The 23,404-nt window shown below is 32.6% G+C and carries 16 protein-coding genes, 3 tRNA genes, 3 rRNA genes and 1 riboswitch; of the genes, 14 read left to right on the forward strand and 8 right to left on the reverse strand.

Features of this window, described 5'->3' with window-relative positions; genetic code table 11:
• Nucleotides 1-31: 31 nt before the first annotated feature.
• The 3 genes from NGI68_RS09445 to NGI68_RS09450 are packed head-to-tail and all read right to left on the reverse strand — an operon-like array spanning nucleotide 32 to nucleotide 2,218.
• Nucleotides 32-1,393: a Mur ligase family protein gene (locus tag NGI68_RS09445; RefSeq protein ID WP_251861226.1), complete on the reverse strand. Its 1,362-nt coding sequence runs from the start codon at nucleotides 1,391-1,393 to the stop codon at nucleotides 32-34.
• A 56-nt stretch (nucleotides 1,394-1,449) separates the two neighbouring features.
• The gene (locus NGI68_RS17085) at nucleotides 1,450-1,860 is read right to left on the reverse strand and encodes a CapA family protein (RefSeq protein WP_353505374.1); all 411 of its coding nucleotides are present in this window, start codon (nucleotides 1,858-1,860) and stop codon (nucleotides 1,450-1,452) included.
• Nucleotides 1,835-2,218: a CapA family protein gene (locus NGI68_RS09450; protein WP_251861316.1), complete on the reverse strand. Its 384-nt coding sequence runs from the start codon at nucleotides 2,216-2,218 to the stop codon at nucleotides 1,835-1,837. Before NGI68_RS09450 ends, NGI68_RS17085 begins: the two co-directional genes overlap by 26 nt.
• 385 nt (nucleotides 2,219-2,603) lie before the next feature.
• On the opposite strand from NGI68_RS09450, the gene NGI68_RS09455 reads away from it, so the two are divergent.
• The 8 genes from NGI68_RS09455 (at nucleotide 2,604) to NGI68_RS09490 (ending at nucleotide 10,247) form a co-directional block, all read left to right on the forward strand.
• Nucleotides 2,604-3,677, forward strand: a complete 1,074-nt coding sequence (locus NGI68_RS09455; protein ID WP_502799381.1) for a transglutaminase domain-containing protein — start codon at nucleotides 2,604-2,606, stop codon at nucleotides 3,675-3,677.
• A gap of 105 nt (nucleotides 3,678-3,782) precedes the next feature.
• On the forward strand, nucleotides 3,783-4,637 hold the full coding sequence (locus tag NGI68_RS09460) for an undecaprenyl-diphosphate phosphatase (protein ID WP_251861229.1): 855 nt from the start codon (nucleotides 3,783-3,785) through the stop codon (nucleotides 4,635-4,637).
• Between the two features lie 402 nt (nucleotides 4,638-5,039).
• Nucleotides 5,040-6,550: ribosomal RNA gene (locus NGI68_RS09465) — 16S ribosomal RNA — on the forward strand.
• A 142-nt stretch (nucleotides 6,551-6,692) separates the two neighbouring features.
• Nucleotides 6,693-6,768, forward strand: a tRNA-Ala gene (locus tag NGI68_RS09470).
• A gap of 5 nt (nucleotides 6,769-6,773) precedes the next feature.
• A tRNA-Ile gene (locus NGI68_RS09475) sits at nucleotides 6,774-6,850 on the forward strand.
• A 128-nt stretch (nucleotides 6,851-6,978) separates the two neighbouring features.
• Nucleotides 6,979-9,879 (forward strand): 23S ribosomal RNA (locus tag NGI68_RS09480).
• 168 nt (nucleotides 9,880-10,047) lie between these two features.
• A 5S ribosomal RNA gene (rrf, locus tag NGI68_RS09485) occupies nucleotides 10,048-10,164 on the forward strand.
• The 16S, 23S and 5S rRNA genes sit together here with 3 tRNA genes alongside, the layout of an rRNA operon.
• 8 nt (nucleotides 10,165-10,172) lie before the next feature.
• Nucleotides 10,173-10,247, forward strand: a tRNA-Asn gene (locus tag NGI68_RS09490).
• A 176-nt stretch (nucleotides 10,248-10,423) separates the two neighbouring features.
• Here NGI68_RS09490 and NGI68_RS09495 read toward each other — a convergent pair.
• Nucleotides 10,424-11,275: a ComEC/Rec2 family competence protein gene (locus NGI68_RS09495; protein WP_251861230.1), complete on the reverse strand. Its 852-nt coding sequence runs from the start codon at nucleotides 11,273-11,275 to the stop codon at nucleotides 10,424-10,426.
• A gap of 137 nt (nucleotides 11,276-11,412) precedes the next feature.
• Between NGI68_RS09495 and NGI68_RS09500 the strand changes: the two genes are divergently transcribed.
• From NGI68_RS09500 to NGI68_RS09525, 6 genes are all read left to right on the forward strand, one after another.
• Nucleotides 11,413-12,150: a lysophospholipid acyltransferase family protein gene (locus NGI68_RS09500; protein ID WP_251861231.1), complete on the forward strand. Its 738-nt coding sequence runs from the start codon at nucleotides 11,413-11,415 to the stop codon at nucleotides 12,148-12,150.
• Between the two features lie 363 nt (nucleotides 12,151-12,513).
• Nucleotides 12,514-13,875 carry a hydroxymethylglutaryl-CoA lyase-like TIM-barrel protein gene (locus tag NGI68_RS09505; protein ID WP_251861232.1) on the forward strand — a complete coding sequence of 454 codons (1,362 nt, stop codon included), beginning with the start codon at nucleotides 12,514-12,516 and terminating at the stop codon, nucleotides 13,873-13,875.
• A 175-nt stretch (nucleotides 13,876-14,050) separates the two neighbouring features.
• A complete protein-coding gene (locus NGI68_RS09510; RefSeq protein WP_251861233.1) occupies nucleotides 14,051-15,967 on the forward strand; it encodes an aconitate hydratase in 1,917 nt (638 codons plus the stop codon).
• A gap of 18 nt (nucleotides 15,968-15,985) precedes the next feature.
• Complete coding sequence (locus NGI68_RS09515; RefSeq protein ID WP_251861234.1) at nucleotides 15,986-16,984, forward strand: isocitrate/isopropylmalate dehydrogenase family protein; 999 nt, start codon at nucleotides 15,986-15,988, stop codon at nucleotides 16,982-16,984.
• A 330-nt stretch (nucleotides 16,985-17,314) separates the two neighbouring features.
• A complete protein-coding gene (locus NGI68_RS09520; protein ID WP_286010100.1) occupies nucleotides 17,315-18,097 on the forward strand; it encodes an amino acid ABC transporter ATP-binding protein in 783 nt (260 codons plus the stop codon).
• 145 nt (nucleotides 18,098-18,242) lie between these two features.
• Nucleotides 18,243-18,417, forward strand: a riboswitch (Lysine riboswitch).
• Between the two features lie 165 nt (nucleotides 18,418-18,582).
• A complete protein-coding gene (locus tag NGI68_RS09525; RefSeq protein WP_251861235.1) occupies nucleotides 18,583-20,346 on the forward strand; it encodes a Na+/H+ antiporter NhaC family protein in 1,764 nt (587 codons plus the stop codon).
• Nucleotides 20,347-20,375: 29 nt separating this feature from the next.
• On the opposite strand, the gene NGI68_RS09530 is transcribed toward NGI68_RS09525, so the two are convergent.
• The 4 genes from NGI68_RS09530 to panB all read right to left on the reverse strand — a co-directional run bounded on the left by NGI68_RS09530 (nucleotide 20,376) and on the right by panB (nucleotide 23,022).
• Nucleotides 20,376-20,585, reverse strand: a complete 210-nt coding sequence (locus NGI68_RS09530; protein ID WP_251861236.1) for a DUF378 domain-containing protein — start codon at nucleotides 20,583-20,585, stop codon at nucleotides 20,376-20,378.
• An 80-nt stretch (nucleotides 20,586-20,665) separates the two neighbouring features.
• A complete protein-coding gene (gene panD, locus NGI68_RS09535; protein ID WP_251861237.1) occupies nucleotides 20,666-21,049 on the reverse strand; it encodes an aspartate 1-decarboxylase in 384 nt (127 codons plus the stop codon).
• Between the two features lie 190 nt (nucleotides 21,050-21,239).
• Entirely contained in the window at nucleotides 21,240-22,085 is an 846-nt protein-coding gene (gene panC / locus NGI68_RS09540) for a pantoate--beta-alanine ligase (protein WP_251861238.1), read from the reverse strand.
• Between the two features lie 109 nt (nucleotides 22,086-22,194).
• On the reverse strand, nucleotides 22,195-23,022 hold the full coding sequence (panB, locus tag NGI68_RS09545; RefSeq protein ID WP_251861239.1) for a 3-methyl-2-oxobutanoate hydroxymethyltransferase: 828 nt from the start codon (nucleotides 23,020-23,022) through the stop codon (nucleotides 22,195-22,197).
• Between the last annotated feature and the right edge of the window lie 382 nt (nucleotides 23,023-23,404).

Consider the following 23,404-nt stretch of genomic DNA (forward strand, 5'->3'; position numbering starts at 1 on the left):
AATATTTGATTCAAATTATTTTATATGAAAATTACCATAGTTTTTTTATATAACCTTTAGAATTCAAGAATTTTCTAAAGGATGTCATAGCTGTATATGTAGCTAAAATATATACAGTTTCTTCTTTACAGCTTTTTATATCTTCTAATAAATTTTCATAGTTTAGAGAAAGTTTGAATTTATCATATGAAAGACCACATATTTTTAATCTTATGGCCATATCATATAATCTAACACCTGATACTAATACATTATCTATATTTAAAGAATTTAGTTTTTCAAACTTAACATCCCATATCCAAGATACATCTCTACCATCTGCATAGTTATCATTTAATAGTAGGGCCAGATTAATTTTTCTTTTATCTAAAACTATAGTATTTATAGCTTGGTCATATCCAGCGGGGTTTTTAACTAATATTATTTTAACATCTTTACCTTCTATATTTATAGTTTCTTGTCTACCAAAACTGCTTTTCTGACTTTTTAGTGAATTAAATATGATAGATTTTTCTATACCTAATGTTTTAGCTAGAGAATATGCACATAGGGCATTGTAAACATTGTATAATCCAGGTTGATTTATGTAATATTCTTGATTATCTATTATAACTAAAGAACCTTCAGGAGTTAAATCTTCAACTTCATCTAAGGAGAAGGTTATGTCAGGCCTTTTATAGCCACAACTTTCACAATAATAGCTTCCTAAATGATTGTAAGTTAAAAATTCGTAGGAATATGGATGTTTACACTTTTTGCAAAATTTTGAGTCTGCATTTACATCTATTACAGTATCAGCATTTTTAAAGTGTGAAAAACCATAATATAAAATTTTGTTAGGAAGAGAAGTGCTTAAATCACCTAAAAGAGATTCATCTCCATTTAATATAAGTTTTGAATTAGGAGATTTCTCTATACCTTCTAATATTTTTTTTAAAGTTGTGTAAACTTCACCATATCTATCCAATTGATCCCTAAATAAGTTTGTTATAGTTATTATTTCTGGAGATACATATTCCGTAACCAATTTTACATTTGCTTCATCTACTTCTACAATTGCATATTTTTCTTCTTTATTACTGAAAGAAAAATTTTCTACAAAGCAAGCAACTATTCCTGGAAGCATATTTGCACCAGTATTATTTGATATTACAAATTTATTACTATCTTTAAGCATATTATATATCATACTAGTTGTAGTAGTTTTCCCGTTAGTTCCTGTAACAAGAATTATTTTATAATTCTTAGCCACTGTTTTTAATATTTTTCTATCTAATTTTAAAGCAACTTTCCCTGGAAAGTTGGTTCCTCCTTTAAAAAGTGTTTTACATAGCTTTAATACTATTTTCGAAGTTATTATACTGAAAAAAGATTTTATATTAATTTTACACACTTCCTTTTTAAGTTTTTAAATAAATAATATTACAATTAACTATTATAATATAATTTTTATTTTTTTACATTAATATTAATAAAATCATTATTCAAATTTTCCGGTAAATTTTTAGATAATCCGTTTATTTTTGTTAGAATTCTCTCCTTTTCATCATTTTCCACTGGCGTTGGACAATAATCATTTATATTATTAACAGATGATATTTTGCAAGGTATTATTCTTATTTTCCTATCATTTATATCATCATTCTTAAAGGCGTATTTTATTTGAAATATAAAAGTATCTTTATCTCTGGGATTAAAATTACCTAAGCTATAACATATAATCTTATTATTGTAAAGTTCTAATCCTTCAACTACATGTGGATGATGACCTATAATTAAATCAGCACCATTATCTATAGAAAAGTGAGCTAAATTTTTTTGAGTATCAATAGGATTATAGTTGCCTTCTACCCCCCCAATGAAAAGTAACTATAACAATTTTACAATTATTGTTCTTTAAATCTGAAATATGATTTTTTATTTTGCTTTTAATTTCATCTGTATTTTCAAAACCCATATAACCTAAAAATCCAAATTTGATACCTTTAATATCTTTAATTGTTTTATTTCCCTCACCGAAAAAGGTAATATTATTATTTTTTAGCGTATTCATAGTATCCTGGAGACCTTTTTCACCATAATCATGGATATGGTTATTAGAAATATTAACCATATCTATATTTCCTAAAGTCAAAGCTTTAGCATATTCAGGATCAGCTTTAAAATTAAAAGTTTTAGGAACTTTTTTTGTGGCATTAGTAAAAGTAGTTTCTAAAATTTACTATGGTATCATCATCACTTTTAAATATACTGGATACATTTTTAAAAAGGTATGAATAATCGTTACCATTATTTTGTAGTACTGCAGGCATACTTTGATTATAAGAAAATGAATTATTGGAAATTTCATAATATATTTATTAAAATCATGTATTGTATGAATACAAGCTCAATATATTAAAACGAAAATTTTTAGTGTATTGAATGATTTTTACAATACATTTTTGTTATAAAAGATATTATATATATTTTACAAATTAAAGAAAGACTAAATTAATTTTGTACACTTAATATACGATAAATATATTAATATGTTCATATTAGGACAGGAGGAATAAAAATTGTATAGAAAAAGATCAAAATTTAAAATTCTAAGCTTTTTTATGCTTATATTTTTCATTAATATATTTCTTGTTTCTTGTAAAGCTGGAGATAAAAATAAAGGTGTTATAGTAGAAAAATGGGATAATATTTATGAAGGAGATAATATACATTTCTATTATAGTGATGGTAAAAGCCCAAATACTCAACAATTAAAGTCAAAGTATTCTTTAGATAAGCTTGTAATAAAAGAAAAAGATGATATAGGAAAAGCTTTAAAAATAACTAATTGGTTAAATAATAAATTGAAGTTTGCTAAAAATAGTATAAAAAAAGAAGAGGATATTTTAACTATATTAGAAGAATATAAAGAAGGGGAAACTGTTTCAGACAAAGAGTTTAATGAAATATTTACAGAGGGTATTTCTTCGGTAGGAATATATTGTAGAATGGGACAATTTAGAGTTAAGGATGCCCAACATAGTAATAAAGACGATTTTTATATAGTTTCAGAAATTTGGAGTGACAAATATAAAAAGTGGATAATGATAGATGTAGTTAATTCATGTTATATTAGTAAATCTGGAGTGCCATTAAGTGCTGTAGAAATTTTAAAGAATGGTATAGATTCTGTAGAAATAAATGGAGTTGAAAATAAAAATAAATACAAAAAGAAAATGGAAAGATACTTTCATAGTTATAGTATAGCAATTGATAACAATATTCATGATGGAATTAAGAGCAATTCTTATATCACATATATAAAAAAGGGAGAACTACCAGAAATAAAAACTATTAAAGGATATATTAAGCCAAGTATTTTTGTAAATGATGATTCTTTATTTAATATATCTCCTAAATCTCAATACAAAGATACAGAAAATGATAAAAAGGCTACTATAATAATTTCTAAAAAAAATATGGAAGGAAAATCAGAAGTAAATCCAAGTTTTTATGTAGCTGCCTTTAAAAATAGTGTTATGGTTAGAGAATTTTATATAAGTGTTAATGGCGGAGATTTCGGCAAAGTAAATGCCATTTTTGAATTAAAATTAAAAGAAGGGCAAAATTCTATAAAGTTATCAGAAAACGGTAAGGATGTAATAAGAGAAGTAATAATAGATTATAAAAAGTAATAAAATTATTATTTTCTTATATATTTATTAATGTATTTGTACAAGTTATAAAAAATAGTATAATATAGTGGTATTAAATAAAAAAGAGAGTGAGGAGTTAGGTTAATGCTATTAATATTAAAAGCAATAATAATAGGAATAGTAGAAGGTATAACAGAATTTTTGCCAGTATCATCTACAGGGCATATGATAATAGCTGGATCCCTTATAGGATTTAATGGATCAATGTATAGAAAAGAGTATACAGATATGTTTAGTGTGGTTATACAATTGGGAGCTATACTGGCTATAGTAGTTTTATATCGAGAGAAAATACTTAGTACTTTAAAAAACTTTTTCCCTAGTAGTACAGTACCAGTAAAAAAATGTGGATTAAAATTTTGGATAAATATAGTGATTGCATCTATACCAGCAGCAGTTATAGGATTACCTCTTAATGATAAGATTGAAGAAAAATTATTTTTCCCATTACCTGTAACTATAGCTTTAATTGTAGGAGCTATATGGATGATATATGCAGAAAATAAATATAGAAATAATTCTAAGAGAATTAGTATAGATGATATAAATGCTAAACAAGCAATTATTATAGGATTATTTCAATGCTTATCACTATGGCCTGGTATGTCAAGGTCTGCATCTACTATAATAGGTGCATGGATAGTTGGGTTATCTACAGTGGTAGCAGCAGAATTTTCATTCTTTTTAGCTATACCAGCAATGATAGGGGCATCAGGTATATCATTAATAAAGCATAATGTGTTTAGTACATGCTCTTCTATAGAGCTAATAGCTTTAGCCGTTGGATTTATAGTATCCTTTGTAGTAGCTCTTGTAGTAGTAGACAAATTCATAGCATTCTTACAGAAAAAACCTATGAAAGTGTTCGCTATATATAGAATAGCTTTAGGAGTAATTTTAATTATTCTTTTCTATTTAAAGGTAATAAGTTTTCATTAAATGTCTAAAAGCATTGTTATTAAGACTGTTAGCAGAACTAGATTTGCTAATAGTCTTATATTTTTATGTGAAATTAAAGATAACTGTACCAAGTGTGTCAATATATAAAAACATAAAAAACATGAAGAGAAATGAAGAATTATAAAAATAATCTTACTATACTATATATTATGAAGTATACAAGCCTAAAGTTTGTGATAAAATACTAATTGTCGTCGAGAGATGGCAGGTCAACAAAAATAAAAAAGTGTTGACTTAATCACAAAAAATGTGCTATTATTATTAAGCACTGAGAAATGGTCTTTGAAAATTAAACAGAGAATTAACAAGAAACATTCTTGTAACAGCCAGTAAGATAAGGTAATAAACCTTGTCAATGAATTTGAGAAGAGATTAAACTTTAAAATTGAGAGTTTGATCCTGGCTCAGGACGAACGCTGGCGGCGTGCTTAACACATGCAAGTCGAGCGATGAAGCTCCCTTCGGGGAGTGGATTAGCGGCGGACGGGTGAGTAACACGTGGGTAACCTGCCTCAAAGTGGGGGATAGCCTTTCGAAAGGAAGATTAATACCGCATAACATAGGAGAATCGCATGATTTTCTTATCAAAGATTTATTGCTTTGAGATGGACCCGCGGCGCATTAGCTAGTTGGTAAGGTAATGGCTTACCAAGGCGACGATGCGTAGCCGACCTGAGAGGGTGATCGGCCACATTGGAACTGAGACACGGTCCAGACTCCTACGGGAGGCAGCAGTGGGGAATATTGCGCAATGGGGGAAACCCTGACGCAGCAACGCCGCGTGGGTGATGAAGGTCTTCGGATTGTAAAGCCCTGTTTTCTAGGACGATAATGACGGTACTAGAGGAGGAAGCCACGGCTAACTACGTGCCAGCAGCCGCGGTAATACGTAGGTGGCGAGCGTTGTCCGGATTTACTGGGCGTAAAGGGTGCGTAGGCGGATGTTTAAGTGGGATGTGAAATCCGCGGGCTTAACCTGGGGGCTGCATTGCAAACTGGATATCTAGAGTGCAGGAGAGGAAAGCGGAATTCCTAGTGTAGCGGTGAAATGCGTAGAGATTAGGAAGAACACCAGTGGCGAAGGCGGCTTTCTGGACTGAAACTGACGCTGAGGCACGAAAGCGTGGGTAGCAAACAGGATTAGATACCCTGGTAGTCCACGCCGTAAACGATGGATACTAGGTGTAGGGGGTATCAACTCCCCCTGTGCCGCAGTTAACACAATAAGTATCCCGCCTGGGGAGTACGGTCGCAAGATTAAAACTCAAAGGAATTGACGGGGGCCCGCACAAGCAGCGGAGCATGTGGTTTAATTCGAAGCAACGCGAAGAACCTTACCTGGACTTGACATCCCTTGCATAGCCTAGAGATAGGTGAAGCCCTTCGGGGCAAGGAGACAGGTGGTGCATGGTTGTCGTCAGCTCGTGTCGTGAGATGTTAGGTTAAGTCCTGCAACGAGCGCAACCCTTGTTATTAGTTGCTACCATTAAGTTGAGCACTCTAATGAGACTGCCTGGGTAACCAGGAGGAAGGTGGGGATGACGTCAAATCATCATGCCCCTTATGTCCAGGGCTACACACGTGCTACAATGGTAGGTACAGAGAGACGCAAGACCGTGAGGTGGAGCCAAACTCAAAAACCTATCTCAGTTCGGATTGTAGGCTGCAACTCGCCTACATGAAGCTGGAGTTGCTAGTAATCGCGAATCAGAATGTCGCGGTGAATACGTTCCCGGGCCTTGTACACACCGCCCGTCACACCATGAGAGCTGGTAACACCCGAAGTCCGTGAGGTAACCGTAAGGAACCAGCGGCCGAAGGTGGGATTAGTGATTGGGGTGAAGTCGTAACAAGGTAGCCGTAGGAGAACCTGCGGCTGGATCACCTCCTTTCTAAGGAGAATAGAAAGAAGAAAATTCTTTCTAAAAGGCTGAATTCTCTGTTTAATTTTGAGAGACCAATATCTTTTATATAATTAAAACAAGTTAAGATTAATTTATCTTAACTATTAGTTATGAAATATAACTTAAACGTGGGGGTATAGCTCAGTTGGGAGAGCACCTGCCTTGCAAGCAGGGGGTCAGGAGTTCGAATCTCCTTATCTCCACCATTTGAGGGTCTATAGCTCAGCTGGTTAGAGCGCACGCCTGATAAGCGTGAGGTCGATGGTTCGAGTCCATTTAGACCCACCATGTTCTTTGAAAATTGCACAGTGAATAAAGTAAAGGTATAAAATCCTTTGTAATTAAAATGAAACTCACTCAGTAATGCTGAGGAGTACAGAATTCTAATAAATCTAAGATTTAAAGAATTCTTAATAGGTCAAGCTACAAAGGGCGCATGGTGAATGCCTTGGCACTAGGAGCCGAAGAAGGACGCGATAAGCTGCGATAAGCCTTGGGTAGCCGCAAATAGGCTGAGATCCAAGGATTTCCGAATGAGGAAACTCACATGGGTAACCCCATGTATTATGCACTGAATACATAGGTGTATAAGGGTAAACCCGGGGAACTGAAACATCTAAGTACCCGGAGGAAGAGAAAGAAAAATCGATTTCCTAAGTAGCGGCGAGCGAACGGGAAAGAGCCCAAACCAGAAACTTGTTTCTGGGGTTGCGGATAGATCATAAAAGAAGAGGTATCTTAATCGAAAAGGGCTGGAACGCCCTACCACAGAAGGTAATAGTCCTGTAGATGAAAAGAGAAGACTTTAAGATCTAATCCAGAGTACCACGAGACACGTGAAACCTTGTGGGAAGCAGGGAGGACCACCTCCCAAGGCTAAATACTACCTAGTGACCGATAGTGAAGCAGTACCGTGAGGGAAAGGTGAAAAGAACCCCGGAAGGGGAGTGAAATAGAACCTGAAACCGTGTGCCTACAACCGATCGGAGCACGTTAAAGTGTGACGATGTGCTTTTTGTAGAACGAGCCAGCGAGTTACATTATGTAGCAAGGTTAAGTACTTAAGGTATGGAGCCGAAGGGAAACCGAGTCTGAAAAGGGCGAAAAGTTGCATGGTGTAGACCCGAAACCGGGTGACCTATCCATGGCCAGGTTGAAGCGAGAGTAAAATCTCGTGGAGGACCGAACCACGTTGGTGTTGAAAAACCATGGGATGAGCTGTGGATAGCGGAGAAATTCCAATCGAACTCGGAGATAGCTGGTTCTCCCCGAAATAGCTTTAGGGCTAGCGTCGTGTAATTAAGTAATGGAGGTAGAGCACTGAATGGGCTAGGGGCTATAGTAGTTACCGAACCCTATCAAACTCCGAATGCCATGTACTTGTATCACGGCAGTCAGACTGCGAATGATAAGATCCGTAGTCAAAAGGGAAACAGCCCAGACCATCAGCTAAGGTCCCAAAGTGTAAGTTAAGTGGAAAAGGATGTGGGATTTCTAAGACAACTAGGATGTTGGCTTAGAAGCAGCCACTCATTTAAAGAGTGCGTAATAGCTCACTAGTCAAGAGATCCTGCGCCGAAAATGTCCGGGGCTCAAACTTACCACCGAAGCTATGGATGTATACTACGTATATATGGTAGGGGAGCTTTCTGTATGGGTTGAAGTCGTACCGTAAGGAGCGGTGGACTGTACAGAAGTGAGAATGCTGGCATAAGTAGCGAGAAATAAGTGAGAATCTTATTGGCCGAAAACCTAAGGTTTCCTGAGGAAGGTTCGTCCGCTCAGGGTTAGTCGGGACCTAAGCCGAGGCCGAAAGGCGTAGGTGATGGACAATCGGTTGATATTCCGATACCGCCTATTTACGTTTGAGAAATGGGGTGACGCAGAAGGATAAGATGTGCGCACTATTGGATGTGCGTCTAAGCACTTAGGCATGCTTGATAGGCAAATCCGTCAAGCTAAGCTGAGGTGTAATGGGGAGCCATTATGGCGAAGTATCTGATTCCACACTGCCAAGAAAAGCCTCTATCGAGTGAATAGGTGCCCGTACCGCAAACCGACACAGGTAGGTGAGGAGAGAATCCTAAGGCCATCGGAAGAATTGCTGTTAAGGAACTCGGCAAATTGACCCCGTAACTTCGGGAGAAGGGGTGCCTACGAAAGTAGGCCGCAGAGAATAGGCCCAAGCAACTGTTTAGCAAAAACACAGGTCTCTGCTAAAGCGAAAGCTGATGTATAGGGGCTGACGCCTGCCCGGTGCTGGAAGGTTAAGGGGAACACTTAGCGTAAGCGAAGGTGTGAACTTAAGCCCCAGTAAACGGCGGCCGTAACTATAACGGTCCTAAGGTAGCGAAATTCCTTGTCGGGTAAGTTCCGACCCGCACGAATGGCGTAATGATTTGGGCACTGTCTCAACAGCAAATCCGGCGAAATTGTAGTGCAAGTGAAGATGCTTGCTACCCGCGATTGGACGGAAAGACCCCGTAGAGCTTTACTGTAGCTTAGCATTGAATCTCGGTATTGTCTGTACAGGATAGGTGGGAGACTTGGAAACTTGGGCGTCAGCCTGAGTGGAGTCAACCTTGGGATACCACCCTGACAGTACTGGGGTTCTAACCGGCGGCCATGAATCTGGTCACGGGACATTGTTAGGTGGGCAGTTTGACTGGGGCGGTCGCCTCCTAAAAAGTAACGGAGGCGCCCAAAAGTTCCCTCAGCGCGGTCGGAAATCGCGCGAAGAGTGCAAAGGCAGAAGGGAGCTTGACTGCGACACATACAGGTGGAGCAGGGACGAAAGTCGGGCTTAGTGATCCGGTGGTACCTCGTGGGAGGGCCATCGCTCAACGGATAAAAGCTACCTCGGGGATAACAGGCTGATCTCCCCCAAGAGTCCACATCGACGGGGAGGTTTGGCACCTCGATGTCGGCTCGTCGCATCCTGGGGCTGAAGTAGGTCCCAAGGGTTGGGCTGTTCGCCCATTAAAGCGGCACGCGAGCTGGGTTCAGAACGTCGTGAGACAGTTCGGTCCCTATCCGTCGCGGGCGTAGGAAATTTGAGAGGAGCTGTCCTTAGTACGAGAGGACCGGGATGGACCAACCTCTGGTGCACCAGTTGTCACGCCAGTGGCACAGCTGGGTAGCTATGTTGGGACTGGATAAACGCTGAAAGCATCTAAGCGTGAAGCCAACCTCAAGATTAGATTTCCCATAGCGTAAGCTAGTAAGACTCCTGGAAGAACACCAGGTTGATAGGTCAGAGATGTAAGCATGGCAACATGTTAAGTTGACTGATACTAATAAGTCGAGGGCTTGACCAAAATAAAATTCACTGTGTAATTTTGAAAGAACATTCTTTCAATAGAAACTCATTATATTAATGAGTACTAATTTAAAACGAAATCGTAGATTATAGAATTACGGGAAACTCCTCAGCGGAGCTGATGAGTATTTAACTTCTAGAAATCGAAGATTTAAGAATTTAAATATCTGGTGATTATGGCTTGAAGGTAACACCCGTTCCCATGCCGAACACGAAGGTTAAGCTTCAAAGCGCCAATGGTACTGCAGGGGAAGCTCTGTGGAAGAGTAGGTCGTTGCCAGATAAAAATATTCCGCGATAGCTCAACGGTGGAGCACTCGGCTGTTAACCGATAGGTTGAAGGTTCGAATCCTTTTCGCGGAGCCATTTTTATTTTTTGACTAATAATATTAATATAAAAAAGATGTTGGTGTATTTTATTCCAACATCTTTATTTGCATATAAAAGTTTAATTTTAATATTCATATTTAGAACTACTCAGAAGAATCAATAATTTATTAATCTGTTTTTTATTTTTAGGGTGTTAAAATTAAATCTATATTCTAATTCTTTTTAATATTCTTCCCATCACTTGTTAAAACTATATTATCATCTATATCTGTTCTATAAATTTTAATATTTCTTTTTTGTAACTCTTTCATAGTTTCTTTGTGAGGATGTCCATAATCGTTATTTTTGCCACAACTTATTATAGCTATTTTAGGATCAACTTTATCCAAAAATTCTTTAGATGATGATGAATGACTGCCATGATGACCTATTTTAAGTACATCTGAAGATAGATCAGCATTGGAATTTAACATGTCTTTTTCACTGTTTTTTTCTGCATCGCCTGTGAATAAAAATTTTGTATTGCCATCAATTATTTTTACTACTGCAGAGTAATCATTTAAATTATTATAATTATTCTTAACTGGAGCTAAAAAATTTAATATCACATTATTTGATAGATTTAAAGATACCCCAGCTTTAGCTACATTAATTTTTAAATTTTTCTTTTTAAGTCCTAATATCATGTCTTTAAAGATTTTAGTGTTTGTTGTTTTCTTAGGAGCATAAAAATTTTTTATTTCGAATTCATCAATAACTTTTGGCATTCCACCTATATGATCTTCATGAGGATGAGTAGCTATTACATAATCTAATTTTTTTATATTTTGTTTTTTTAAATAATCTATTACACTATGAGAATCCTTTCTGGTACCAGCATCTATTAATATGTTTTCATTCTTTGTTTGGATTAAGATACTGTCCCCTTGTCCAACATTTATATAATGAACTTTTAATTCAGATGTATTATTAGTGCTAATGGATTGTGGGGAACAAGCTGTGAATATAATTGATAAACATACCAATAAACATACAGTTATTAAATTTTTTTTCTTAAGTTTCATAAGTTCAACTCCTTGTGTTATGTTAAATAAAGCATATATTATTTAATTTTAACATAAATTAACCAGAAGTAGATAAGTTTTTACATATATATTATAATAATATAGGGAAATTACATAACAAAAGGAGAGAATTAAAAATGAAATCATTTATTTTATATTTGGGTTTTGGATTCTATATGCTTTTATCCCTTTTAAGGATAATAAAATTAAAATACTTGAAAATAAAAGGGAATAAAGAGGAAATAGATAAATACATTAATAAGAGCGTTTTAGGTTGGGCTAATTTTATAGTTAAAGGGATAGGGATAAAAATAAATAAAAAGGGATTAGAAAATATTCCAGAAGGTTCGTGTTTATATGTTGGAAATCATCAAGGATTGTTAGATATTCCAGTTGTAATTTCATCTTTAGATAAATATGTGGGTTTTGTAGCTAAAAAGGAAATGCTAAAGCTTAGAATACTAACATATTGGATGAGGCAAATGAAATGTGTATTTATTGATAGAGAAAATATTAGAGCAGCAATAAAAACCATAAATGAAGGTGTAGACAATTTAAAAAATGGATATAGTATGTTGATATTTCCAGAAGGCACAAGAAGTAAGGGTGAAAAATTAGGAGAATTTAAAAAAGGAAGTATGAAGTTAGGAATAAAAGCAGGAGTGCCTATAGTACCTATAGCTATTGATGGGACATATAAGGTAAGAGAAGTTAATGGCGGTAAAATAAAGGCCGCAGATGTAGATTTAATAATATGTCCACCAATAGATCCTAAGAAACTTTCTAAAGAAGAACAAAACAATTTATCTGAGACTATTAAAGAAATTATACAAAAAGAATTAGATAACGTAAGGAAAAAAAAGTGTAAGGATTAATCCTTATGCTTCTTTTTTTATTTTAAAGAAGAAATTTTGCAAGAATAAAATAAAAAATATCAATTGTAAGATTTTTAAAGCAAAAACATACAATTGCAATATAATTATTTTAAATTGCAAAATTGAAGAAAAAATATGGTTGATTAATTTCTGAACCAATGATAGAATACCAATTATACAAATAATATATGACTTTAGATTAGGTCTTTAATGGGAAGTGGTATTAATAAATATTTAATATGGTGTTTAATTATAATATGATATGTAAAATTCACAAAATGAATGAAAAAAAATAAAAAATTCATAATATAGCTTTAAGGAAGACATATAGGGGAATATGTATAAATAAATTTAGGGGGAATTATGATGGTTAAAGTAACTAAGTCTTCATATAATCACTGGCTTCAAAATATATCAAGTCCTAACTTGTATAAAGATTTGTTTCCATATGATAAAATACCCAAGGTAACTTTTAATGATATACAGGTGCCTATGGATTTACCAGACAATATATGGATTACAGATACAACATTTAGAGATGGACAGCAATCAATGCCACCATATACTACAGAGCAAATAGTAAAAATATATGATTATCTTCACAAATTAGATAATGGATCTGGCATAATTAAACAAACAGAGTTTTTCTTATATTCACAGAAAGATAGAAAAGCAGCAGAAATATGTTTAAATAAAGGGTATGAATTCCCTGAAATTACATCCTGGATAAGAGCAAATAAGGAAGATTTTAAATTGGTTAAGGAAATGGGAATAAAAGAAACTGGTATGCTTATGTCTTGCTCAGATTATCATATATTTAAAAAACTTAATACTACTAGAGAAAATGCTATGAATATGTATTTGGAAATTGCTGAGGAAGCTTTAGCTAATGGTATTGTTCCAAGGTGTCATTTAGAAGATATAACAAGGGCAGATTTTTATGGATTTGTAGTTCCTTTTGTAAATAAGTTAATGGAGCTTTCAAGAAAAGCTAATATTTCTGTTAAAATAAGAGCTTGTGATACTTTGGGATTAGCAGTACCTTATAGTGGTGCTTCACTTCCAAGGAGCGTTCAAGGAATTATTCATGGACTTAAGTATTGTTGTGATATTCCTTCTGAAAGAATAGAGTGGCATGGACATAATGATTTTTATGGAGTAGTAGCTAATGCTTCTACATCATGGCTTTATGGATGTTCATCTGTAAATACTTCTCTTTTGGGTATAGGAGAAAGAACAGGAAATTGTCCATTAGAGGCTATGATTATAGAATATGCACAATTGAAGGGGAATACGGCCAATATGAATTTGCATGTTATAAACGAAATAGCAGAATATTTTGAGAGAGAAATGAAGTATAACATACCTCCTAGAGCACCCTTTATTGGAAGTGAATTTAATGTTACAAGGGCTGGCATTCATGCAGATGGAATATTAAAAAATGAAGAAATATATAATATTTTCAATACAGAAAAAATTTTAGATAGACCAGTTGTTGTTGCAGTAAATCAATATTCAGGATTGGCTGGAATTGCGGCATGGATAAATACTTATTTCAAATTAAAAGGTGAAAATAAGATAGATAAAAAAGATGAAAGAATCTTTGCTATAAAAGAATGGGTAGATAATCAATATGAAAATGGCAGAACAACTATAATAGGAAATAATGAATTAGAGATTATAGTGAAACAACTTATACCAGAATTGTTTCAAAGAGCCAGCTAATTGTTAATGTATACTTATAAAAAACGGTCTATAGAAAATATAATTAAATGAAATATAGAACACAATTTTAAAAAGTATATCAGTATTAAGGAAGAAAAAATAAGTTAGAAGATATAAATAAAAATCAGTTATATAAATAAAATATAGAAATACAAATTGATTGGGGGAATAACCTTTGGGTTTAACTTTAACAGAGAAAATAATTAAATCTCATTTAATAAAAGGAAGTATGGTTAAAGGACAAGAGATTGCAATTAAAATAGATAATACATTAACTCAAGATTCTACTGGAACCATGGCTTATCTTCAGTTTGAAGCATTGGGTATAGATAGAGTAAAAACTAAAAGATCTGTAGCCTATATAGATCATAATATGTTACAGTCAGGGCCAGAAAATGCTGATGACCATTTATATATACAAACTGTTGCTAAAAAGCATGGAATTTATTTTTCAAAGCCGGGTAACGGTATATGTCATCAGGTTAATTTAGAAAGGTTTGGTGTTCCAGGAGAAACTTTATTAGGCTCTGATAGCCATACTCCAACGGGAGGTGGAATAGGAATGCTAGCAATAGGGGCCGGTGGGCTAGATGTAGCAGTGGCTATGGCTGGTGGAGAATATTATATAAATATGCCTAAAGTAGTTAAGGTGAATTTAACAGGAGAATTAAGACCTTTTGTATCTGCAAAGGATGTTATATTAGAACTTTTAAGAAGATTATCTGTAAAAGGTGGAGTGGGAAAAATATTTGAATATGTAGGAGAAGGAGTAGAAACTCTTACGGTTCCAGAGCGAGCAACTATAACTAATATGGGAGCGGAATTAGGTGCTACAACATCAATATTCCCATCAGATAATATTACTAGAGAGTTTTTAAGGGCTCAAGAAAGAGAAGAAGATTATAAGTATTTAGTAGCAGATGAAGATGCCATTTATGATGAAGAAGTAGAAATAAATTTATCAGAGTTAAAGCCTTTAGCAGCTTGCCCCCACAGTCCTGATAATGTGGTTCCTGTATCAAAACTTAAAAGTATAAAGGTTAACCAAGTTGCTATAGGTAGCTGTACAAATTCTTCTTATACAGATATGTTAAGAACAGCTAGTATATTAAAGGGAAAAACTATATCAGAAAATGTATCTTTGGTTATAGCTCCAGGGTCTAAACAAGTTTTAAATATGATGGCTGACAACGGAGCTTTGACAAATCTAGGTATGGCAGGAGCAAGAATATTAGAATGTGCCTGTGGGCCATGCATAGGAATGGGTCAATCTCCTTGCACAGATGCGGTATCTTTAAGAACTTTCAATAGAAATTTTCAAGGGAGATCTGGAACTAAATCAGCTAATGTATATTTGGTAAGTCCAGAAGTAGCAGCCGTTTCAGCATTAACAGGATATATAACAGACCCTACAGAATTAGATACTTTTGAAGATATAAAAATGCCTAATAAATTTTTGATTAATGATAATTTAATAGTGCCACCAGCAAAAGAGGGAGAACATATAGAGGTTAAGAGAGGCCCTAATATAAAGCCTTTCCCTAAATCAGAAGCATTAAAAGAATTAGTAGTGGGAAAGGTGTTAACTAAGGTAGAAGATAATATTACAACAGATCATATAATGCCATCTAACGCTAAACTTTTACCTTATAGATCTAATGTTCCATATTTATCAAACTTCTGCTTAACTCCTTGTGATGAAAAATTCCCTGAAAAAGCAAAGAAAAATGGTGGAGGTATAATAGTGGCAGGTACAAATTATGGACAAGGTTCTAGTAGAGAACATGCAGCTTTAGCCCCTTTATATTTAGGAATAAAAGCTGTTTTAGCAAAATCTTTTGCTAGAATTCATAAAGCAAACCTAATAAATAATGGTATATTACCTTTAGTTTTTCAATGTGAGGAAGATTATAACTCTATTGATGAAATGGATGAGTTAATTATAGAAGACACATTAAGTCAGGTGGAAACAGGAAACATAGAAGTAATAAATAAAACTAAAAATATAAAATACAAAACTTTATTGGAATCAACAGGCAGACAAAAGAACATGATCTTAAATGGAGGATTATTAAACCTGATAAAAAAATAAATATTTGGAGGGTACATGGTGAGATATAATATAACTTTAATACCAGGAGATGGTATAGGACCAGAAGTAACTGAAGCTGCAAGAAAAATTATAGATGCAACAGGAGTAGATATTAATTGGCATATAGTAGAAGCGGGAGAAAAAGTTTTAGATGAATATAAAACTCCTCTTCCAGAATATGTTTTAGATAGTATAAAAGAGAATAAAGTAGCACTTAAAGGACCTATAACTACTCCTATAGGAAAGGGATTTAGAAGCGTAAATGTTACATTAAGAAAAAGTTTAAATTTATATGCCAATATAAGACCTGTAAAAAGTTATAAAGGAATAAAATCTAGATATGATAATGTAGATTTAATAATTGTAAGAGAAAATACAGAAGATTTGTATGCAGGCATTGAGCATATGATTGGTGATGATGTTGCAGAAAGTATAAAAGTAATTACTAAAAAAGCCAGTGATAGAATAGTAGAATATGCTTTTGATATAGCAAGAAAAGAAAATAGAAATAAAGTTACTGCAGTGCATAAAGCCAATATAATGAAGTTATCTGATGGATTATTTTTAAAATGTTCAAGAGAGGTTGGAAGTAAAAATAGTGATATAGAATTTGATGATGTAATAGTAGATGCTATGGCTATGAAATTAGTTTTAAATCCAGAAAAATATGATGTTTTAGTAATGCCTAATCTATATGGAGATATTTTATCAGATATGGCAGCTGGTTTAGTTGGTGGATTGGGATTACTTCCTGGAGCTAATATAGGTGATAAAGGAGCGGTATTTGAATCAGCTCATGGTGCAGCTCCTGATATTGCAGGACAAAATAAAGCTAATCCAACAGCATGCATATTAAGTGGAGTTATGATGCTTAAATATCTTGGAGAAAATGAAAAAGCTAAAAAAATTGAAGATTCAATAGAGAAAGTATTTAGAGAAGGTAAATATTTTACAGAAGACTTAGGTGGAACTTCTACCACAGAAGAGTTTACAAAAGCAGTTATAAGGAATCTTTAAATTTAAATATAAATTTTTAATATGCTAGTATCTTTTAATTTGATATATATAACTTCTATGATCCCCTTTACAATTTTACTTTGGTTTTTCTTATAATTTTATTTTTATAGGAAGAACTTTTTTTATATTACAAAACTCATTGCTATGATGCTGTGTTTAAAGTGATTTTAGGGAATATATATAAAGAAACTTGATTTGTTTATAAAAATTTTATTTTGTTATTTTCAAATAGAACTTAATATGATAAAGTATTAGTATATATTTTATTGCTGTATTAAGATAAAGTGATGAAATGCATTAATGAACAGTAAATTAATGGGAGGAATAATTATGGAACAATCCTTAAATATAAATGAGTATAATAAAGTTACAAATGAAAATCAGGTTATGATAGAAACTAAAAATATAAAAAAAGTTTTTGGTGATTTAGTGGTTTTTAAGGATTTAAACCTTAAGATTACAAAAGGAGAAGTTGTAGTAATAATAGGATCTTCTGGTTCAGGTAAAAGTACTTTTTTAAGATGTTTAAATGCATTAGAGGAAATAGATAATGGATCTATAGAAGTTGAAGGAAGGCTTTTAGATGCTAATAATAAGAAATCCATGAAAGAAGTATGTTCTAAGATGGGGATGGTGTTTCAAAATTTTAATTTGTTCCCTCACATGACTGTATTAAATAATGTAATGATAGGACCTTTAGTTTCTAAAGGTGAAAATAAAGAAGAAGTTTTAAAAAGAGCTAAAGATCTACTTAAAAAAGTAGGACTTCAAGATAAGATGGAGTACTATCCTAGCAAATTATCTGGAGGGCAAAAGCAGAGGGTAGCCATTGCAAGGGCTCTAGCTATGAATCCAGATATAATGCTTTTTGATGAACCAACTTCCGCTTTGGATCCAGAATTAGTAGGAGAAGTTTTAACTGTTATGAAAAATTTAGCAGAAGAAGGTATGACTATGGTGGTTGTAACTCATGAAATGGGATTTGCAAAGGAAGTTGCAGATAGAGTTATTTTTATGGATGGTGGGAATTTTATAGAAGAGTCTAGTCCAGATATATTCTTTACATGCCCTAAGGAAGAGAGAACCAAAGAGTTTTTAAAAAAAGTGTTATAAAAAAATAAATTCAAACAATAATATTAATAAATTTATACTGTTTTTATTGGTTAAATTAAAAAATATTATAAAAGTATGAAAATCATTTCCAAAAATACCTTGACTATGGTATGAATTAATAATATAATATATTAAAAGTGAATAGTAAGTAGATAGAGGTGCGGTATTGATTAGTACTTTTACAGAGGGAAGCACTATGAAGTAAAAGGAAAGGAAATATGGCCGAAGTATACAACTGAGACTTTAAAGTTGTACGCTGGGGTTGCATAGAATATGTGTAACACTGTCACAAATTTATTTTGTGGAGAGCTATCATTCAAAGTATTCGTACTGTTTTATTCATGTGGCACAACTAAAGTACGTTTATATGCCTTGAGTGTAAAGCTTAAGGCTTTTTTGTTTTTGATGATGGTTTTCCTCCCCGTATTCACTTAAATTTTTAAGCTTATATAGCTTAAAATTTATAAATAGAGGAGGAGATTTTTATGAGAAAAAATAGGGGAATATTATTAACTTTTTCATTTGTTCTAATGATATTATTGTTTAGCAACATGTCAGTATTAGCCGCAGATCTAGATCCTAAGGTGGTAGCACAAAATGCTGGTAGACTTGGCATATGGACCATTTTACCACCAGTAATAGCTATTGTGTTAGCATTTATTACAAAAAATGTAGTTATCTCTTTAGCACTAGGTGTTTTTAGTGGAAGTCTTTTATTACACATAAATGGAAACAACATATTCGGTGCTATTTTCAAAGCTTTTTTAGATTTAATAAATAGAATACTGGGCTCTCTTGCAGATCCTTGGAATGCAGGAATAATACTTCAATGTATGGTTATAGGTGGACTTATTGCAGTAATTTCTAAAATGGGTGGGGCTAAAGCCGTTGCGGAGTCTTTGGCTAAAAAAGCTAAAACACCAAGAAGTACTCAAATTATAACTTTGATTTTGGGTATATTAGTTTTCTTTGATGATTATGCTAATGCTCTTATAGTAGGACCTATAATGAGACCTGTTGCAGATAAAATGAAAATATCTAGAGAAAAATTATCCTTTATAATAGATGGTACAGCAGCACCAATAGCTGGTATAGCGGTTATATCTACATGGATAGGATATGAAATAAGTTTAATAAAAGATGCCTATGCAGGTATAGGTCAAAGTGTAAATGCTTATGGTTTATTTTTGTCAACTATACCTTATAGATTTTATAATATATTAATATTAGTATTCATATTTTTTATAGCTTTAATGGGAAGAGATTTTGGACCAATGCTTAAAGCTGAAAGAAGAGCAAGAATTACAGGTAAGCTTTTATCTGATACAGCAAAGCCAATGGTTTCTGAAGAGACTACAGAACTCGAACCAGCAGAAGGAATAAAATTAAGTATTTGGAATGCTATAATTCCTATAGCAATATTAATATTTGGAGCTTTTGCTGGCTTTTATTATAATGGTTATCAAGTTATAATGGCTGGAAAAGATCAATCATTAATACAATTGCTACAAAATTCACCGGCATCATTTGATGCTTTAAGAGAAACTTTTAGTGCATCAGATGCCAGTATAGTTTTATTTCAATCAGCAGTACTTGCAAGTATCGTAGCAATATTAATGGGAGCTTCACAAAAGATATTTAAAGTAGGAGAAGCTATAGAGGTTTGGGTTACAGGAATGAAGTCTTTAATTATAACAGCAGTTATATTACTTCTTGCTTGGTCTTTAAGTGCAGTTATAAAAGAACTTGGAACAGCTACATTCTTAGTTTCAATTTTATCTCATTCTATACCAAAATTTTTGTTGCCAAGTATAATATTTATATTCGGATCTATTATATCTTTTTCAACAGGATCGGCTTATGGAACAATGGGTATATTAATGCCTTTAACTATACCATTAGCTTATGCTATATCACCAGAGTCAGGTTACGTAGTATTAAGTGTAAGTGCGGTTTTAACTGGGGCAATATTTGGAGATCACTGTTCTCCAATATCAGATACAACTATAATGTCTTCTATGGGATCTGCTTGCGATCATTTAGATCATACTTCAACACAAATTGTATATGCTTTAACTATAGCAGGATGCACAATAGTATTTGGATATCTTCCGGCAGGTTTAGGATTACCAATATATATGCTTCTGCCATTGGCAATAGCTGTAGTTGGAGTATTGGTTAGATTTATAGGTAAACGAAATGATGTAGAAGAAGAAAATTTTCAACAAAATTTAGAAATAGATGCATAAAAAAAAGGAAAGTGCTTTTAGCACTTTCCTTATCTTTCTTCTCTGGTTTCTCTATCTTTTCCGAAGAATGAAATTGCGTATAAACCTGCTATACCTACAAGAGCATATACAACTCTTGAAAATGCAGACATAGTTCCGAATAAAGCTGCAACTAAGTCAAAGCTGAAAAATCCTATAAGTCCCCAATTTATAGCACCAATTACTACTAATATAAGGGCAATAATATCTAATGTTCTCATATTTACATCTCCTTATGTGATTTATATATTGTTAGTATTTCCAAAACTATATAAAATATAAGTAAAAGATGTAAAATTTTTTATTTTATTTCTCCATGTCTTTCATAATTTGAAATTTCTCTAATAGAATTATCCTCATTTACAAATAGTACTGTAGGATTAAAATGTTTTGCTTCTTCTATAGATAAATCACAATAGCTCATTATTATCACCCTATCTTCAGGCTGAACCATTCTAGCGGCAGCACCGTTTAAACAAACTACACCACTATTTTTTTTACCAGCAATTACGTAGGTTTCAAATCTATTTCCATTGTTTATATCTACTATTTGGACTTTTTCGTATTCTAAAATATTAGCTTCGTCCATTAATTTTTTATCAATAGTTATGCTTCCAATATAATTAAGATTAGCTTCTGTTACAGTAGCTCTATGAATTTTTGATTTTAACATAGTTATTGTCATTTATTTATACCTCACTTTAAATATACTCTCACTCTGTATGGACTATACAAAATATATATTAATAATCTTTATACATATGGACTACATATAGAGAATAGTACATATTTTTTATCATGAATAAATTATCAAATAATATTAGTAAAACTTATATAAAATTAAAAACTAACCAAAATCAGAACTTAATCCAATGTTATATGTTAAAGGTAAAGTTGTCTATAAGTCTTGTTTTACCAATATAAACTGCTAGAGCTACTAATATTGAAGAGTTAATTTCTTCAATAGGTTGCAGATTAATGCTATCTACTATACTTACATAGTCTATTTTTGCTAATGGCTCTTTATTTATTGTATCTAATATGATAGTTTTTATATTATTTGAATTTCTCTCTCCAGATTTTAATGCATTTAAAGCTTTTTTTAAGCTTTCATTTAATACTAATGCAGATGTTCTTTCCTCATTATTTAAGTAAGTATTTCTTGAGCTTTTTGCTAGTCCATCCGGTTCTCTAACTATAGGACATCCTATTATTTCTATAGGAAAATTCAAGTCTTGCACCATTTTTTTTACTACAGCTAGCTGCTGAGCGTCTTTTTCACCAAAATAAGCTTTTGTAGGGGTAATTATATTAAAAAATTTACTTAAAACTGTACACACTCCTCCAAAATGACCAGGTCTTTTTGTTCCACATAGATTTTCTGTAATAGTATCTACATTTACGTGGGTATATATTTTGTTAGGATACATTTCTGAAACTTCAGGATTAAAAATTAAATCTGCTCCAGATTTCTCACAAAGGGAGGAATCTTTATTTAAATCTCTAGGATAACTAGAATAATCTTCATTTGGTCCAAATTGAATTGGATTTACAAAAATTGAAACTATAACTTTATCATTTTCTTCTCTAGATTTTTTTATAAGAGAGGCATGACCTTCATGTAAATATCCCATAGTAGCTACATATCCTATAGATAAATTCTCATGTTTCCATTTTTTTATTATATCTCTAACATCTTTTGTTGTATGAACTATATTCATATTGTATAGCTGACAAAATCAGCTTTCACCGTCCCTTCAATTATTAAATAAATATTTAAATAATTTATTATGTTAAAATTTATTAGCTTTTTAAAGTAACTAATAAAAACTAATACAATTTATTTATTACATCATCATCTATTTTAAAACCATGTTTTTCTTCAGGAAATTTAGTTTCCTTAACTTCTTTTATATATTCTGATACACCGTCTTTTATAGATTCTCCTACATTTGCAAAGGATTTAACAAATTTAGGTTTAAAATCTGAAAACATAGAAAGCATATCTTGATAAACCAATATTTGGCCATCACAATATTTTCCTGCTCCTATACCTATAGTTGGAATAGATATAGATTCTGATATTATTTTTGATAATTTTTCAGGAATACATTCTAAAACTATAGAAAAAGCTCCTGCATGTTCTAAAATTTTAGCATCTTCTATTAGTTTTTTTGCCACTTCTTCGTTTTTTCCTTGTACTTTAAATCCTCCAAACATGTTTACAGATTGAGGTGTTAGACCTATATGTCCCATTACAGGAATTTGAGCTTTAACTATAGCTTTAACTTCATCAGCTACAGTAGCACCACCTTCTAATTTAACAGCGTGAGCTCCTGCTTCTTTTATAAATCTTCCTGCATTGTAAACAGCATCGTAAGTAGAAGTTTGGTAAGACATAAAAGGCATGTCCCCAACAACTAAGGCATTAGAAGATCCTCTTACTACAGCTTTTGTATGATGTAGCATATCCTCCATAGTTACACTTAATGTGTTCTCATATCCTAGACAGACCATCCCTAATGAGTCACCAACTAGTATTCCATTAATACCAGAGGAGTCCATTAATTTTGCCATAGAATAATCATAGGCAGTTAACATAGTTATTTTTTCACCTTTATTTTTTAATTCTTGAAAAGTTGATACAGTATTACGCATGTGGTATCCCTCCTAAAATATTAGTATTATAAATAAATTTGTAAAAATTTATTAGGATGGATAGAATACCAATGTGCATCCGAATTGTTTTTATGAAACGATTAGATAATTGGATAAAATACTTTAAATATATTAATTTAAAGTATGATAAGGTTATGAATTGTAATAGTGATAAAATGTGATAACAAACATACTGTTTCGAGAAAATATATCCCAAATATAGTTGTTAATATCATAATTTATCATAATAAAAATACAATTTTTTTTAAAATTTTGATGATATGATAAATTTGTATATGAATTTTAAAATAAAAACAATCAGGTGCAGTTCCATATTGGATACTACCCAAATTTATTTTAGCACAAATAATATTAATAATAA

This window comes from Clostridium sp. Marseille-Q2269 (assembly GCF_943736985.1).
Classification (GTDB): Bacteria; Bacillota; Clostridia; order Clostridiales; family Clostridiaceae; genus Clostridium_F.

What these genes read in the sequence shown, in the direction of transcription:
- NGI68_RS09520 (WP_286010100.1), top strand. Translation starts at nt 17,315, where the DNA reads ATGGAACAATCCTTAAATATAAATGAGTATAATAAAGTTACAAATGAA.
- panD (WP_251861237.1), bottom strand. Translation starts at nt 21,049, where the DNA reads ATGACAATAACTATGTTAAAATCAAAAATTCATAGAGCTACTGTAACA.
- panC (WP_251861238.1), bottom strand. Translation starts at nt 22,085, where the DNA reads ATGAATATAGTTCATACAACAAAAGATGTTAGAGATATAATAAAAAAA.
- NGI68_RS09460 (WP_251861229.1), top strand. Translation starts at nt 3,783, where the DNA reads ATGCTATTAATATTAAAAGCAATAATAATAGGAATAGTAGAAGGTATA.
- NGI68_RS09530 (WP_251861236.1), bottom strand. Translation starts at nt 20,585, where the DNA reads ATGAGAACATTAGATATTATTGCCCTTATATTAGTAGTAATTGGTGCT.
- NGI68_RS09500 (WP_251861231.1), top strand. Translation starts at nt 11,413, where the DNA reads ATGAAATCATTTATTTTATATTTGGGTTTTGGATTCTATATGCTTTTA.
- NGI68_RS09525 (WP_251861235.1), top strand. Translation starts at nt 18,583, where the DNA reads ATGAGAAAAAATAGGGGAATATTATTAACTTTTTCATTTGTTCTAATG.
- panB (WP_251861239.1), bottom strand. Translation starts at nt 23,022, where the DNA reads ATGCGTAATACTGTATCAACTTTTCAAGAATTAAAAAATAAAGGTGAA.
- NGI68_RS09495 (WP_251861230.1), bottom strand. Translation starts at nt 11,275, where the DNA reads ATGAAACTTAAGAAAAAAAATTTAATAACTGTATGTTTATTGGTATGT.
- NGI68_RS09505 (WP_251861232.1), top strand. Translation starts at nt 12,514, where the DNA reads ATGATGGTTAAAGTAACTAAGTCTTCATATAATCACTGGCTTCAAAAT.
- NGI68_RS09455 (WP_502799381.1), top strand. Translation starts at nt 2,604, where the DNA reads ATGCTTATATTTTTCATTAATATATTTCTTGTTTCTTGTAAAGCTGGA.